We start from the raw sequence: 15,063 nt of genomic DNA, 5'->3' as shown, positions 1-15,063 counted from the left end.
ACCCGTCAAGGGCGCGGGGTGCACTCACGCCACTCGCGGCACCCCTGTCTCCGGTCCGCCGTCCGGACCGTTCCCGTTCGCGCGCGGGCCGGACGGTCTAGTCTGAAGCGAACGTGGGTGGCATGTTCACTGTGAGTGTCCGCGATGGAGTGGCGAGGATGAGCCCGGTCTATCCGTTCGACGAGGCCGAGACGGCACGGGTGGTCGTCGGGGACGACGGCGCCCTCGTCGAGTGGAACGACGGCGCCCGCGCGCTCCTCGGCTGGGAGCCCGGCGAGGTCGTGGGGCGTGCGGCGGCCGTCCTGCTGGCGGGCGGCGCGCTGCCGGTGCCGACGGCGTCCCGCTGGGACGGCACGCTCACCCTGCGCCACCGCGACGGGTACACCGTCCGCGTCTGGCTCCTCGCGCACCACCGCAGGGCCCGGGACGGGCGGCCGGGGTACTGGCTGATCGTGACGCCGCTGACCGGCGGCGGGACGCGCGCGCCCGGTGATCCGCTCGCGCTCGCCGCGCTGGCGCAGTCGCCGTGCGCGCTGGCCGTCTACGACGAGCGGCTGCGCCTCAGGCTGCTGAACGCCGCGATGGAGGCGGCGATCGGGCTGCCCGAGGAGCGGATCCGGGGGCTCAGGCTGGCCGAGATCGGCGGACGGCCGCAGAGCGAGGAACTGGAGGGGCACATGGCCGACGTGCTCACCGGCGGCCTCCCCAAGGACGTGCAGACCTACACGCGCACCGGGGGCGAGAAGCACGCGCACGCCTGGCTGGCGCGGCTCGCGCCGATCACCGACGCGGCCGGGCGGACCGTCGGCGTCGCCCTCACCGCGCACGACTTCACCGAGAACTACCTCGCGCGCGAGCGCCTGCAACTCGTCAACGAGGCGAGCGTGCGGATCGGTTCCACGCTCGACGTCACCCGTACGGCGCAAGAACTGGCGGACGTCTGCGTGCCCGCGCTGGCCGACTTCGTGAGCGTCGACCTGATCGACCCGCCGGACGGCGCGGAGCCCCCGGCGCGGTTCGCGTCGCCGGTGGCGCTGCGGCGGGCCGCGCACCAGTCCGTGAACCCCGGCAGCCCCGAGGCGGTGGCCAAGCCCGGCGAGGTCCAGCAGTACCCGGCCGGGTCCCCGCAGGCCGACTCGCTGGCGGCGGGGCGGACGATCGTGGCGACGGTGCCCGGCGGCGAGCTGGACCAGTGGCTGGCCTGGGACGCGGCGCGCGGCGCGCGCGTGCGCGAGGTCGGCATCCACTCGGTGATGTCGGTGCCGCTGCGCGCGCGGGGCGCGACGCTCGGGGTCGCGGTGCTGACCCGGTTCCGCCGCCCCGACCCGTTCACCCCGGACGACGTGCTGCTCGCCGAGGAGGTCTCGGCGCGGGCCGCCGTCTGCGTCGACAACGCCCGCCGCTACTCCCGCGAACGGGACACCGCCCTCGCGCTCCAGCGCAGTCTGCTGCCGCGTTCCCTGCCGCGCACGGCCGCCGTGGACGCCGCGTCCCGGTACCTTCCGGCGGCGCGCGCGGGGGTGGGCGGTGACTGGTTCGACGTGATCCCGCTGTCGGGGACGCGGGTCGCGATGGTCGTCGGGGACGTCGTCGGGCACGGCATCCAGGCGTCCGCGACGATGGGGCGGCTGCGGACCGCCGTGCGCACCCTCGCCGACATCGATCTGACGCCGGACGAGCTGCTGACCCACCTGGACGACCTCGTCGTGCGGCTCTCCGAGGAGGCCGGGAGCGAGGGGAGTCCTGGGGAGGTGGGGGCGACGTGCCTGTACGCGGTGTACGACCCGGTGACGCGGCGGTGCACGATGGCGCGCGCGGGCCATCCGCCGCCCGTGGTGCTGGTGCCGGGCGGGCGTCCGCGCCGGGTGGACCTGCCGGCGGGGCCGCCGCTCGGGCTCGGCGGGCTGCCGTTCGAGTCGGCGGAGATACGGCTCGCCGAGGGCAGCGTCCTCGCGCTCTACACGGACGGGCTGATCGAGTCGCGGGAGCGGGACGTCGACGCCGGGTTCCGGGCACTGTGCGCGGCCCTTGAGGGGTACGCCGACTCCCTCGACGAGACGTGCGACCGCGTCCTGCACGCCCTCCTGCCGCCCGGGGGCGCCGCCGACGACGTCGCGCTGCTCCTCGCGCGCACGCGTGCGCTGCCCGCCGACCACATCGCGACCTGGGACGTGCCGGCCGACCCGTCGCTCGTCGCCGGGGTCCGCAAGCAGGTCGCCGAGCGGCTGGTCGCCTGGCGGATCGACGCGGTGTCGTTCACGGCGGAGCTGGTGGTCAGCGAGCTGGTCACCAACGCGATCCGCTACGGCGCCCACCCGATCCGGCTGCGGCTCATCCACGACGCGGCGACGCTGATCTGCGAGGTGTCCGACACCAGCCACACCGCGCCCCACCTGCGGCGCGCAAAGACCTGGGACGAGGGCGGACGGGGGCTCCTGCTGGTCGCGCAGCTCACGGACCGGTGGGGGACACGGCACACGGCGGAGGGGAAGACGATCTGGGCGGAGCTGGGGTTGCTGGGCGAGGAGTGAGGGGGGTGTGGGGGGGGCGAAGGCTGCGGAGTCGCGGAAGCTGCCGGGGCGGGGGCTGTGGAGTCGCGGCGTCGCGGGAGCTGCGGGGGCGCGGGGCTGTGGAGTTGCGGGGGCGCGGGGGCTGCGGCGTCTCCGAAGCTGCGGGAGCGCGGGAGTTGTGGGGGTGCAGGTGCCGCTCTTACCTGGGCCTGTTTTCATAGGGGGTTGCTCATCGCCCTTCGCTCGCCCGTCACCCGTCGCCTGCTCGTCGCCGCTCGCCCGCTCGTCCTTGAGGATCCGCCCTGAACACCGCGCTCGCCGTCTCCCTGTCCTCCGTCCTGCTCGTCTGCTCGCTCGGATGGGCGGTGCTGCGGCCCTCCGGGAGGTCGGAGGCGTTGGTGGCGGTGCCCGCCGCCGTGCTGGTCGTGGTGCTCGGGGCGATCTCCCTGGGCGACGCGCGCGAGGAGGCGGAGCGGCTGGGGCCGGTGATCGGGTTCCTGGCGGCCGTGCTGGTGCTGGCGCACTTCTGCGCCGTGGAGGGGCTGTTCACGGCGTGCGGGGCGTGGCTGGCGCGGCGCGCGGCGGGGCGGCCCCGGCGGCTGCTGACGTCGGTGTTCGCGCTGGCGTCGGTGATCACGGCCGTGCTGAGCCTGGACGCGACGGTGGTGCTGCTGACGCCGGTCGTGTTCGCCACCGCGCAGCGGCTGAGGGTCCGCGCGAAGCCGCACGTCTATGCCTGCGCCCACCTCTCCAACACGGCGTCCCTGTTGCTGCCGGTGTCGAACCTGACGAACCTGCTGGCGTTCACGGCGAGCGGGCTGAGCTTCACGCGGTTCGCGGCGCTGATGACGCTGCCGTGGCTGGTGGCGATCGGCGCGGAGTACCTGGTGATGCGGCGGTTCTTCGCGGCCGACCTGCCCGCCGCCACCGAGGCCGCCGGCACCGAGGAGACGGGCGAAGCGCCTCGCGTGCCGATGTTCGCGCTGGTGACCGTCGCGGCGACGCTCGCCGGGTTCGTCGTCGCGTCGGCGGTGGGGATCGAGCCGGCGTGGGTGGCGTTCGCGGGGGCGCTGGTGCTGGCCGTGCGGGCGCTGGTGCGGCGGCAGGCGGGGCCCGTGGAGGTGGTGCGGGCGGCGGCGCCGGGGTTCCTGGCGTTCGTGCTGGCGCTGGGGATCGTCGTGCGCGGGGTCGTCGACAACGGGCTCGGGGACGCGCTCGGGCATGTCCTGCCGGGTGGGTCGGGGCTGCTCGCGCTGCTGGGGTTCGCCGCGCTGGCGGCGCTGCTCGCGAACCTGATCAACAACCTGCCCGCCGTCCTGGCGCTGGCGCCGCTGGCCGCCCCGGCGGGTCCCGGGGCGGTCCTCGCGGTCCTGCTCGGCGTCAACATCGGGCCGAACCTCACCTACGCCGGGTCCCTCGCGACGCTGCTGTGGCGCCGGGTGGTCCACGGGCACGAGGAGCGGGTCGACGTCGGCGAGTTCACCCGGCTGGGCCTGCTGACGGTGCCGGTGTCGCTGGCGGCGTCGGTGGGGGCGCTGTGGGTGTCGCTCCAGGTGGTGTGACGCGGGTCGCGTAACCGTGTCACCCCAGGTCAAGGGCGTCCGTAGCCCCCGTAGCCGTACCCTCCGTACCCACCCCAGCCGCCCGGATATCCGCCGGGGTACCCACCGCCGCTCCCCCCGCAGGCGTACGGGTTGTAGGGGGAGCACCCCGTCGGCATGGACGGCATGGGCGTGGGCGTCGGGGACGGCTTCGGGGCCGCCTTGCGCGGCGGCGTCGGGGTGGGCGTCGGCTTAGGGGCGGGCGGGGCGGCCTTCTTGGGGGCGGCCGGGGTCTCACTGGGCGTGCGGGCGGTGTCCCAGTTGACGATCTGCATCTGGAGGTCGGGCTTGGAGGTGTCGATCACCCAGCGCTGGGCGGCGCTGTCCGCGCGACTCTTGGCGACGAGCGCCCCGGAGCCGTCGGTCGCGGCGGGCGCGAGCGCGAGGTCCTGGTCCCAGCGCGGGACGAGGGTGCCCTGGAGGGTGAAGTCGTAGCGGACGTTCGCCTCGTCGGTCTTCGCGTCCGCGCAGGGTGTGAGTTCGACGGCGTACCCGAGGTGCGAGTCGAGGCACAGCTCGGGGGCGAGGCCGTTGCGCAGGAGGCCGCCGGTGTCGTACGACCACTGCTGGGAGGCGACGGAGGAGCAGGTGGCGAGGACGGCGTCGGCGCCCGGGACGGCCTTGCCGCCGTCGACGGCGACGCACTGGCCGGAGAACACGTTGTGGAGCCGGCCGCGCAGGGTGCCCTGGGCGGTGGCGCCGGTGCCGGCCCAGGAGGGGCCGCCCGCGCCCGTGTCCGTGCCGGGGCGGGGCGTCTCGGCGCTGCCCGCGGCCTGGGTGGTGCCGCCGTCGGAGCCCGACGCGGCCCACCAGGCGAGCGGCAGGACGGTGAGGCCGCTGACGGTGAGGACGGCGACGGCGAGGTTGCGGCGCCGGGCGCGGCGGGCGGCCTTGCGGGCGGCGCGCACGGAGCTGCCGGGGACCACCGGGACGAGTTCGGTGCCGGGCGGCTCGGGCTGCTCGCGGGGGTGCGCCGGCTCGGGGGCGCGGGTGCGGGCGTCGCGGTAGGCGTGGGCGGCCCAGCCGAGGGTACCTTCGGCCAGCGCGGTGCCGAGGGTGTCGCGCTCGGTCGCGGTGAAGCAGGTGAGCTGGTCGGCGGTGTGGGCGCAGTGGCGGCAGCGGTCGAGGTGGCCGCGCAGGTCGGCGTCCATGGCGTCGCCGCGGCGGCTGGTGGCTTCGAGGAGGCGGTCGTAGCGGTGGCACTCCTCGTCGGCGGCGAGTTCGCGGTGCGACTGGAGCAGTTCCTCGCGCAGCCGGTCGCGGGAGCGCAGCAGTTCGAGGCGGGCGGCCTCGGCGTCGAGGCCGAGCAGGGCGGCGGGCTCGGAGAGGGGTTCGGCCTCGACCTCGACGTGCCACAGGAGGCAGCGGGACGTCTGGGGCAGCCGCTGGAAGGAGCGGGACAGCAGGCGTCTGTTGGGCGGGGGCAGGAGGCGGGCGGCGAGGAGGTCGGCGTCGTCGACGCGCAGGCCGGGGTGGAGGAGGTCGCGGCGGCTGTCGGTGGTCCACTCGGCGGCTATGCGGCGGACGGTGACCAGCAGGTGGGGGCGCCAGGCGGAGGTGGGGCCGTCGTGGCGCGAGGACTCGCCGAAGAGGCGGGTGAAAGCGGCGGTGGTGAGCATGCCGGCCGCGCGTTCGGTGTCGGTGCACAGGCGGGCGTAGCGGAAGGCGGCTTCCCAGTGCCGGTCGAGGAGTTCGCCGACGGGTTGGAGCGCGGGTTCCGCGGCGCCCCAGCTTTTCAGTTCTGCGCTGAGCATTTCGTCGGTCGCGTGCGAACGCCGCGTCGAGGTCGGAGAAGCGGTCGGGGAATTCGACTGACCCGCATTTGTCACAGCTGGATTCCTCCCGGGGGAGACACACGGAACCGGCCGTCTCGCGTTGTCCGCCGACGGCAGCTCTTGTGAAGCGTGAGGGAGGACGGGAGAGGGCTTCGCGCGTACGTGGAGAACGTGTCGGCGCGTCGACAGGCACACTTTTGCACAGGCCGAGGAGGTGGAACAAGGGATCTCGCCGATTGGTAAGGGTTTTGTGAGTCCGGCTCTGAACTGCGGTTCCGTGCAAGGCGATCGGGCGATGCGCACATCCCGTGCACACCGCCCGAATCGGGCCCGGTTCCTTTCGGGGGGCGGAAGTCCGGTGCTGGATATCCGCCCTTGATGCCGGGTTCGGCATATTCACCGCGCACATCGCGGAGTTCGGGGCGGGATATCGGTACAAGCGATTCGGACGAATGGTCAGCGGCCGGGGTGGATGCCGAGCACGCCGGAGGCGGGGGCGCCCTGGACTTCCCCGACGGAGAGGGTGACTTGCTGCCGGAAGCGTTCGGCGGCGGCGCGGTCGGCCATGAAGGCGGGGAACGCGTCGAGGTTGGCGTTCGTGTATTCCCAGACCGGCTTCAGTCCCTTCGGCGGGGCGACGTCGGTGCGCACGGACCAGGCGTTGCGGTTCTGGCGTTCCGTGGAGAGCTGCCAGTTGAGGAAGAGCCGGGCGGCTGCGGGGTGGCGGGCGCCCTTGAGGATGGCCTCGCGCTGCCCCCACGCGACGAACGGGTCCCCGGTGTCCGGCAGCATGCTGCCCTCGGCGCCGGGGGTGACCCGCCCGCCGAGCTCGACGGCCTTCTCCCCGCCGGCCGTGTCGAAGCCGCGCAGGAACTCCGTGTTGCGGGCGATGCCTTGGAGCCAGGGCCAGCCGTACGCCTTCACGTACCGGCTGTAGAGGAACAGGGTCACGTCGTCATCGTTGGGGTAGGCGGAGGCGATCCTGCCCTTCCAGCTGGGACCAGCCAACTCCCGCACGCTGCCGGGGACTTCGCGGCCCACGGCACGCTTGTTGTAGGCGGCGCCGGACGCGAGGACGTCGGTCACGATCCAACTCCCGTCCGGGTCCTTGAACTTGGGGTGCACCTCAGCGAACCCGGCGGGCTTGTAGGGCAGCAGGACGCCCTGCCGCTTCCAGCGGTCGAAGTCCTGGAGGGTCTGGAGCCGGACGACGTCGGGGACGAGCGTGTGGGTGGCGAGCTGCCGGTCGACGCGGGCGCCCTGGTACTCGCTGCGGTCGACGACCATCCGGAGGCGGATGCCGGGGAAGCGCTTCTCGAAGGCCCGGACGGTGTCGTCCTCCTGCTCCTTCCGGTCGCCGCCCGCGTAGACGACGAGCGTGCCGCCCTCGGCCCGCGCGTCGGTGTAGAGCTGGTCCAGGGACCGCGTCTCCTCCACCGGGTGTCCGGCGTCGGAGCGGGTGGCCGCGCCGACGGCAAGACCGACGGCGGCCACGCTGGTCGCGAGGGTCGCGATGACCAGGGTGCCGCGCAGCGGGGTCGGCTCCGGGACACGGGTGGGCCTCTTGAGCGGGTTGAGCAGCATGGGGGGGGCTCCGGATCTGCGGGTCAGCGGACGAGTGCGGCGGGCTTGTTCGCCTTGCCGAGGCGGTGGAAGCGGGGGGAGGCGTCGACGGCGGCGAGGCAGCCGGTCAGGACCAGCGGCACGTACGGGGTGTCGCCGCTCGGGACGCCCCAGGTGTCCGGCCACCACGCCGACGCCGCCGAGCCGCCGTACCCGAGGACGGCCGGCGCGGCACCGGTCACGGCGGGACCGCGCGTGAGGTCCACGTCGATCAGCCGTCCGGCCGAGGGGCGTTCACTGGCCCAGGAGGGCGCCGTGAGCGTCGCGGGGGCTGGGGTCGGGGTCATGGATCCAGGCTCTTGGGCCCGCCCCCGCCGCAGTATCCGGCACCCGTCCGGCCCTCACCCCCCGGACGGCTGGACCGCGCCCCCCGACCGGCGGGACTGCGCCCCGTACCCTCTCCCACGAGGCGTTTCGCACTCTACGGTCGGATGGGACAACTCAGACGACCCAGCGACCCAGACGATCGGCGACGATCAGAACGACGAGGCAGGACGCACGTGATCCGTGTCATGGTGGTGGACGACGAGGCCCTGGTGCGGTCGGGCTTCCGGCTCATCCTGAGCGCGGCCGACGACATCGAGGTCGTGGCGACGGCGACCGGCGGCGAGGCCCTGGACGCGGTCCGCCGCGAGCGGCCCGACGTGGTGCTGCTGGACATCCGGATGCCGGACGTCGACGGCCTCACCGTCCTCGGCCAGGTCCGCGCGCTGCCCGAACCGCCGGTCGTGGCGATGCTGACGACGTTCGACGCGGACGAATACGTCGTCACCGCCCTCAAGTCCGGCGCCGCCGGTTTCCTCCTCAAGGACACCGAGCCCGACCAGCTCGCCCAGCTGGTGCGCACGCTCGCGGCGGGCGGCGTGGTGATGTCGCCGAAGGCGTCGCACGCGGTGTGGCGCGGGCGCCCCGGACCGGCCTGCGACGACGAGGAGGCGGGCCGCGTCGGACGGCTCAGCGAACGCGAGCGCGACGTGCTCGTCCTGGTCGCGGAGGGGCTGTCCAACGCGGAGATCGGGGCGCGGATCCATCTGAGCGCGGGGACGGTGAAGGACCACGTGAGCGCGATCCTCACGAAGCTGCGCGTGAGCAGCCGCGTGCAGGCCGCGCTGCTGGCTCAGCGTGCGGGGCTGCTGGAGGTACGCGGCGGGGAGCCGGGGCAGTGAGGCGGCGTGCGCCGGAGGGCGCTGTGAAGGAGGGCGCTTCGGAGGAGGCCGGTGCCTCGCAGGGGGCGGCCGTCCCTGCGGAGGCCGGTGGGAAGTGGTCGCGGGTGCCGGAGCCCGTGCTGGACGCCGTGATCGTCCTCGTGGCGCTCGCGGACTTCCTGATCAACCAGTGGGACATGAGCCTCACGGCGAAGGTGACCGCCGTGATCGCCTGTGCGGCGCTGCCGCTGCGGCGCCGGTTCCCGCTCGTGGTGTTCCTGCTGACGCTCCCGGCGACACTCATGCAGGAGATGGTGGTCGCGCCGTTCGCCGCGCTGTTCACGCTGGCCGAACGGTCCCGTGACCGGTGGCTGCTGTCCGTGTGCGCGGGGCTGTTCGCCCTCGCGTCCGTCACGCCCTGGCCGCTGGACGGGGACTCGCCGGGCCGTGCGTGGACCGTCGTCACGTTCCTCTACATGCTCGGGGCCGCCGCCGCGCCCGTCCTCCTCGGCCAGCTCCTCCAGGCCCGGCGTGACCTCGCCCGGCGGCTCGTCGAGATCGAGGAGGCCCGCGAGCACGAGCGGCTGCTGCACTCGCAGGCCGTCCTCGCGCGGGAGCGGGCGCAGCTCGCCCGCGAGATGCACGACGTGGTCTCCCACCAGGTCAGCCTCATCGCCGTCCAGGCCGGTGCGCTCCAGGTCGCCGCGAAGGACCCCGAGTTCAAGGAGGGCGTCCGGGCGATCCGGACGCTCAGCGTCGACACGCTCGACGAACTCCGGCACATGGTGACGCTGCTGCGGGCCTCCGGCGGGCACTCGACCGAGCTGACCCCGCAGCCCACGCTCACCGACCTCCAGCGGCTCGTCTCCTCCAGCGGCATCGAGACCGAGCTGGTCGGCGAGTTGCCGGGGCAGGTCAGTACAACGGCCCAGCGGGCGGTGTACCGGACCGTCCAGGAGGCCCTGACGAACGTCCGCAAGCACGCGCCCGGCGCCCGCGCGACCGTCCGGCTGTGGTACGACGCGTCGGCGTTCGGGGTGACGGTGACCAACACGCCCGCGACCCGCGGCGCCCTGCCGCTGCCGGGGTCGGGGCAGGGGCTGATCGGCCTCGGCGAGCGGGCGGAGCTGCTGGGCGGCACGTTCGAGGCGGGGCCCACGAAGGACGGCGGGTACGAGGTGTGGATGAGCGCGCCGCTCTGATCACCCCGGCGACGCGTCCCCCTCGCTCACCGCGTGGCCCGCGCCGTGGCCCTCCGCTCGCGCCGTGATCCGACCGCTCCGGACGCGGACGGCGACCTCGGTGGCGTCGTCGGCGGCCCCGCCTCCCAGGGTCTGGGCGATCGCGCCCTGGTCGTCCAGCGCGATGCGTACCTGTGGGAGGCGGGCCTCGGGGAACACCCGGCGCAGGCAGGACGCGAGGTCGGTGAGGCGTAGGCGGACCAGTCGGCCCGTCTCCGCCGGGTCGGCGGTGACCACGACGAACGTCGCCCCGGCCCCCGCCGCCTCCCGCACCGCGCTGAGGCGCCCCGCCCCCAGTACGACGACCACCCCGTCGGCGGTGAGGTCGACCGGCCGGCCGGTCAGTTCGTCGCGCAGGCCGGCCGGGGGTGCCCAGGGTTCGCGCACCTGCTTGGCGGGCTCGGTGAACGCCAGGTGCGGCGGCGGTTCGTCGTCCCCCCACGGCAGTTCGGCCAGGTGCTGTGCCGCGAGCGCCAGGTCGAAGGGGTCCCCGGCGCCCGGCGCGTTCTCCGCGAGGCTCGCCGCGCCGTGCAGGAGGGTCAGCGCGAGGTCGGCGACGCGGACCGGCGGGCGCTGCGGGTCCAGGGCGAGTGCGAGCAACCGCGCTTCCACGCGCAGGAGTTCGGCCAGCGCCTTGCGGGTCGGCGCCGTGTCGGCGACGCCGGACAGGGAGCGGAGCTGGAGGTGGCCGCTGCCGGGGGTGTCGCCGGCGAGAGGCAGACGCTCCAGCCAGACGCGGGCGAACGCGGCGAGCGCCTGACCGGTGGACGACGGTGACTCCAACGGCAGCCGAGCGGCTTGCCGCGCGCGCTCCGCGTCGTCCGCCAGCACCGCCAGGTACAGCGCGCGCTTGCCCGTGAAGTTGGAGTAGACGGCGCCGCGCGTGAGGTCGGCGCGGTCGGCGATGCGGTCGACCTTGGCCTCGGCGTACCCGTGCTCGGTGAACTCGGCGCGGGCGGCGACGAGTACGGCGGCACGGGTCCGTTCCTGCTGCTCGGCACGGGTGAGTCTGGCCATGGTGTCCCCTTACGTTCCGGCTGTGCCATGATACCGACGCCATCCAGATGACGACGTCATCCGAAAACATCGAACATCCAGATTGCCGGAGGCCGGTCATGACCCTCCCCGTCCTGCACGCCCTGCGCTGTTCCGGCGCCGCGAGCCCAGCCCGGATCGGCGCGTTCACGGGCCTCACCGAACCCGACGTCGAGTCCGCGCTCATCGATCTCGGCGTCGACGGGTACGTGACCCGCGCGTACGACGCCTGGAGCCTCACGGACGCCGGGCGCGCCGAGAACGTCCGCCGCGTCACCGCCGAACTCGACTCGACCGGCGCGCGGGAGGCGTTGCGGGCGGGGTTCGACCGGTTCCTGACGCTCAACCCCGAACTGCTCGACCTGTGCACGGCGTGGCAACTGCGCCCGGTGGGCGGCCGGTCGGCCGTCAACGACCACACCGACGCCGGTTACGACGCCCGTGTCCTGGACGGATTCGCCGACCTGGACCGGCGGTTCGCGTCCGTGGGTGACCAACTCGCCGCCGTACTCCCCCGGTTCGGCCGCTACCGGGTCCGGCTGACCGGCGCCCTGGACCGGGCCGTCGCCGGTGAACGGGAGTTCGTGACGGACGGCGTCGGTTCGTACCACACGATCTGGGCGGAGCTGCACGAGGACCTGCTCGTCACGCTCGGGCTCCCGCGATGAGGTGGGTCAGGCCGGTCACGGCCGAACTCGACGGCCCCCGCGAGGAGTTGGGCGGCAAGGCGCTCGGCCTCGCCCTGCTGCACCGGCTCGGTCTGCGGGTGCCGCCCGCGTTCGTCGTGACGGCGGACGCGTGCCGCGCGTTCCTCGACACGGGCCGTCTCCCCGACGGGCTGCGCGAGGAGCTGGCCCTGGGCATCGCCGGCCTCGAACACGCCACCGGCCGCGCCTTCGGCGGCCCCGGCCGCCCCCTCGCGGTCTCCGTCCGCTCCGGCGCGGGCGTATCGATGCCGGGAATGATGGACACGGTCCTCGGCCTCGGCCTCACGCGAGCCGCGACGGCCGCGCTGGCCGCCGAGACCGGCGACGAGGCGTTCGCCCGGGACTGCCGGGAACGGTTCCTGAGGAGCTTCGCGAGGGCGGGGGCGGGGTCACCGGAGGCCGGGGCGCCGGAGGCGGGGGCTCTGGAGGCGAGGGGTCTGGAGGCGAGGGGTCTGGAGGCGGGGCTGCCTCAAGCGCGGTCGCCGGAAGCGGGGGCGCCGGAGGCAGAGACACCGGAGGCAGAGGCACCGGAGGCAAGGGCTCTCAAGACGGGGCAGCTTCAAGCGCGAGCGCCGGAAGCAGAGACACCGGAGGCAGAGACACCGGAGGCAAGGGCTCTCAAGACGGGGCCGCTTCAAGCGCGAGCGCCGGAAGCAGGGGCACCGGGAGCAGTGCCGGTCCAGGCGCACCCGCTTCAGACCAGGCCGCTTCAAGCAGGGCCGCTGGAGACCGGGCCGCTGGAGACCGGGCCGCTTCAAGCGCGGGCGCCGGAGGTGCGCCCGCTTCAGGACGGGGCGCCGGAGGCGGGGCTTCTGGGGGCGGCGCGCCGTCATGCTGTGCCGCTTCGCCCCGAACCGCCCGCCGAACCCGCGTCGTCCGCCGACCACTCCCCCGCCGCGGCCACTCCGCCCTCCGGCGCCCCCGTCGTCCCCGATCACGCCCCCGACCAGCTCGCCCTCGCCCTCGCGGCGGTCTTCGGCTCCTGGCGTTCGCCCCGCGCCCACACCTACCGGACGATCCACGCGATCCCCCACGGCCTCGGCACCGCCGTCGTCGTGCAGGCCATGGTGTTCGGCAACCGTGACGCCCGCAGCGGCACCGGGGTCGCCTTCAGCCGGGATCCGACGACCGGCGAGGACACGCCGTACGGCGAGGTGTTGTTCCACGCGCAGGGCGAGGACGTGGTCTCGGGCGCGAGGGCGACCCGTCCGCTGGCCGAACTCGCCGTGCGGGAACCGGCGTTGTGGGCGGAGCTGACCGGGGCGCTGCGTCGGATCGAGGGCTGTTACCGCGACGTCTGCTACACCGAGTTCACCTACGAGTCCGGCGAGTTGTGGCTGCTCCAGGTCAGGCCGGGCCGGTTCGAGAACGCGGCGGCGGTCCGCACGGCCGTGGAGCTCGCCGAGGCGGGCGTGATCCGGCGTGAGGAGGCGCTGTTGAGGGTCGCGCCGGGTCACCTCGCGCACGTCCGCACCCCCCGGATCGCCGGTCCGGCGCGGATCGTGGCCCGGGGTCTGGGTGCCTGCCCCGGTGTCGCGGTGGGCCGTGTCGCGGTGTCGGCGGAGGCGGCGGTGCGGATGGCGCGGGACAGCCCGGTCGTCCTGGTCCGCCCGGAGACCTCGCCGCACGACATGCGGGGTATCGCGGCGGCCGTCGGGATCGTCACCGAGCGCGGTGGCCCGGCGAGCCACGCGGCGGTCGTCGCCCGCGCGCTGGGCCGGCCGGCGGTCGTCGGCGCCGCGGGGCTGGACCTCGCCGAGGGCACCCTCGTCACCGTCGACGGCACGAGCGGCGAGGTCGCCCTGGGCACCCCGAGGATCGTCACGGACACCGCCGACGCCCCCTTGCACACCTTGCTGACCTGGGCGGACGACGTCTCGGGCGACCGCACCGAGCGCGCCGAGGCCGATCGTCTCGCCGCCGCCCACCACGTATTGGGAGCCCGCTGACATGCCCACTCGTCACGTGTACGCGATCCGCCACGGCGCCGCGAACGCCTTCGGTGAACTGACCGGCGTCGGGGAACGCCAGTCGGACCTGACCGGCCGCCGGCTCGCCGCGCTGCCGGTCGACATGGTCTGGCACTCGCCTCTCCCCCGCGCCCGCGCCTGCGCGCGCCTGCTGGCCGTCCACCTCCCGGGCGTCCCGGTCCGCGAGGCGCCCGAACTCGTCGACCACATCCCGTACATCCCGTCGGACGCCCCGCGCGCCTGGGCCGGTTTCTTCGACGGCTACGGCGACGACGAGGCCGCCGAGGCGCGCAGGCGGGCCGACGCTCTCACCGCGCGTTTCGCGCGCCCCGCCGAGACCGAGACGCACGAGGTCCTGGTCACCCACGCCTACCCGATCGCCTGGCTCCTGCGCCATGCCCTCGACGCGCCGCCCGTCCGCTGGCTGGGCCTCGACAGCGGCAACGCGGCGCTGACAGCACTCCAGTACCGCGACCACGTCCCGCCGACCCTGGTCGTCTACAACGACATGGGCCACCTGCCGCCCGACCTGTGCTGGACGGGCTTCGCGGCGGGCCCCCGGCCCTAACCCCTGCCCTGCTCCCGGTACGCGCCTGGTGGCACCCCGTACCGGGCCTTGAACGCGCGGCTGAAGTGGAAGGCGCTCGCGAACCCCGAGGCGGCGGCGACGCGTTCGGCGGTGAGGGCGGTGCTCTCCAGGAGGCGGGCGGCGTGGCGCAGGCGGGCCTCGCGCAGGGCGCGCATCGGGGAGAGGCCGAGCTGTTCGGTGAAGAGGTGGGCGAAGCGGGACGGCGACAGGGCGACGGCCTCGGCGAGGGAGGCGACGGTGTGCGGGGCGCCGGGGTCGGCGGCGATCAGCGTCTGGGCGCGGCGGACGCGTTCGTCGGCGCCCGGCGGTACGGGGCGCAGGGAGGCGACGGCCAGCAGCAGGGCCTCCTCCAGCGCGTTCAGGGCAAGTTCGCGGGCGACGTCGCTGTGGGCGACGGCCACGTCCTCGGCGGGTCTGACCGGTTCGCCGCCGGTCCAGCGGGCGTCGTCCAGCATGCGGCGCAGCGCCGACTCGACGCGTCCGCGCGCCAGTTGGGGCACGGGGCCGAGGGCGTGGACGCCGTCGCCGAGGGCGTGCGCCTGGATCCACGGGGTCCAGGCGGGCCTCAACTGGCAGTGGGCCCACCAGAATTGCCAGCGTTCGGCGCCGGGGCGGACGCCGTAGCGCTGCGGGACGCCGGGGGCGAGGAGCACGAAGTCGCCGGGGCCGACGGGGAGTTGGGTGCGGCCCTGGCCGAGGAGTCCGGCGCCCGCCGTGGTCCAGGTGACGAGCCAGCTGTCCGATCCGTGGGGCCGGTCGATCGCGTATCCGGCGCGCTCGTCGAACCGTCCGACGACCACGACCCCCGGCGGCGGCGACGCGACGGCAGCAGTCCTGGGCAAGGTCTCAGCACGCACGGTCATCCTC

12 protein-coding genes are annotated in these 15,063 nt (G+C 74.6%); 7 read left to right on the top strand and 5 right to left on the bottom strand.

Annotation, left to right across the window (positions count from 1 at the left end):
- Positions 1-158 precede the first annotated feature (158 nt).
- On the top strand, positions 159-2,531 hold the full coding sequence (locus IAG44_RS36875) for a SpoIIE family protein phosphatase (protein WP_187751411.1): 2,373 nt from the start codon (positions 159-161) through the stop codon (positions 2,529-2,531).
- Between the two features lie 281 nt (positions 2,532-2,812).
- Positions 2,813-4,072, top strand: a complete 1,260-nt coding sequence (locus tag IAG44_RS36870; protein ID WP_187753010.1) for an SLC13 family permease — start codon at positions 2,813-2,815, stop codon at positions 4,070-4,072.
- A gap of 29 nt (positions 4,073-4,101) precedes the next feature.
- Here the strand turns inward: IAG44_RS36870 and IAG44_RS36865 are convergent, their stop codons facing one another.
- The 3 genes from IAG44_RS36865 to IAG44_RS36855 form a co-directional block, all read right to left on the bottom strand.
- Complete coding sequence (locus IAG44_RS36865; RefSeq protein ID WP_187751410.1) at positions 4,102-5,865, bottom strand: ricin-type beta-trefoil lectin domain protein; 1,764 nt, start codon at positions 5,863-5,865, stop codon at positions 4,102-4,104.
- 477 nt (positions 5,866-6,342) lie between these two features.
- A complete protein-coding gene (locus IAG44_RS36860; protein WP_187751409.1) occupies positions 6,343-7,470 on the bottom strand; it encodes an ABC transporter substrate-binding protein in 1,128 nt (375 codons plus the stop codon).
- Positions 7,471-7,493: 23 nt separating this feature from the next.
- Positions 7,494-7,796: a hypothetical protein gene (locus IAG44_RS36855; protein WP_187753151.1), complete on the bottom strand. Its 303-nt coding sequence runs from the start codon at positions 7,794-7,796 to the stop codon at positions 7,494-7,496.
- Positions 7,797-8,009: 213 nt separating this feature from the next.
- Between IAG44_RS36855 and IAG44_RS36850 the strand changes: the two genes are divergently transcribed.
- Together IAG44_RS36850 and IAG44_RS36845 are read left to right on the top strand one after the other, a co-directional pair.
- On the top strand, positions 8,010-8,675 hold the full coding sequence (locus IAG44_RS36850; RefSeq protein ID WP_246562346.1) for a response regulator: 666 nt from the start codon (positions 8,010-8,012) through the stop codon (positions 8,673-8,675).
- 104 nt (positions 8,676-8,779) lie between these two features.
- Entirely contained in the window at positions 8,780-9,856 is a 1,077-nt protein-coding gene (locus IAG44_RS36845; protein WP_187753008.1) for a sensor histidine kinase, read from the top strand.
- Here IAG44_RS36845 and IAG44_RS36840 read toward each other — a convergent pair whose 3' ends face one another.
- Entirely contained in the window at positions 9,857-10,912 is a 1,056-nt protein-coding gene (locus IAG44_RS36840; RefSeq protein ID WP_187751408.1) for a TetR/AcrR family transcriptional regulator, read from the bottom strand. It lies immediately after the preceding gene.
- 98 nt (positions 10,913-11,010) lie between these two features.
- Here IAG44_RS36840 and IAG44_RS36835 point away from each other — a divergent pair, with 98 nt between their 5' ends.
- From IAG44_RS36835 to IAG44_RS36825, 3 genes are read left to right on the top strand one after another with little or no spacing between them, the layout of a single operon-like run.
- Complete coding sequence (locus IAG44_RS36835) at positions 11,011-11,598, top strand: transcriptional regulator (protein WP_187751407.1); 588 nt, start codon at positions 11,011-11,013, stop codon at positions 11,596-11,598.
- Complete coding sequence (locus IAG44_RS36830; RefSeq protein ID WP_187751406.1) at positions 11,595-13,586, top strand: PEP/pyruvate-binding domain-containing protein; 1,992 nt, start codon at positions 11,595-11,597, stop codon at positions 13,584-13,586. The genes IAG44_RS36835 and IAG44_RS36830 overlap by 4 nt, the downstream gene beginning before the upstream one ends.
- Before the next feature lies 1 nt (position 13,587).
- Positions 13,588-14,175, top strand: coding sequence for a histidine phosphatase family protein (locus tag IAG44_RS36825; RefSeq protein ID WP_187751405.1), 588 nt, complete (start codon positions 13,588-13,590; stop codon positions 14,173-14,175).
- On the opposite strand, the gene IAG44_RS36820 is transcribed toward IAG44_RS36825, so the two are convergent.
- Positions 14,172-15,059 carry a helix-turn-helix domain-containing protein gene (locus IAG44_RS36820; protein ID WP_187751404.1) on the bottom strand — a complete coding sequence of 296 codons (888 nt, stop codon included), beginning with the start codon at positions 15,057-15,059 and terminating at the stop codon, positions 14,172-14,174. The two genes, IAG44_RS36825 and IAG44_RS36820, sit on opposite strands and share 4 nt — an antisense overlap.
- Positions 15,060-15,063 lie beyond the last annotated feature (4 nt).

Source organism: Streptomyces roseirectus (assembly GCF_014489635.1).
In the GTDB taxonomy this organism is placed as follows: Bacteria; Actinomycetota; Actinomycetes; order Streptomycetales; family Streptomycetaceae; genus Streptomyces; species Streptomyces roseirectus.
This window is presented reverse-complemented; position numbering and strand designations above follow the sequence as displayed.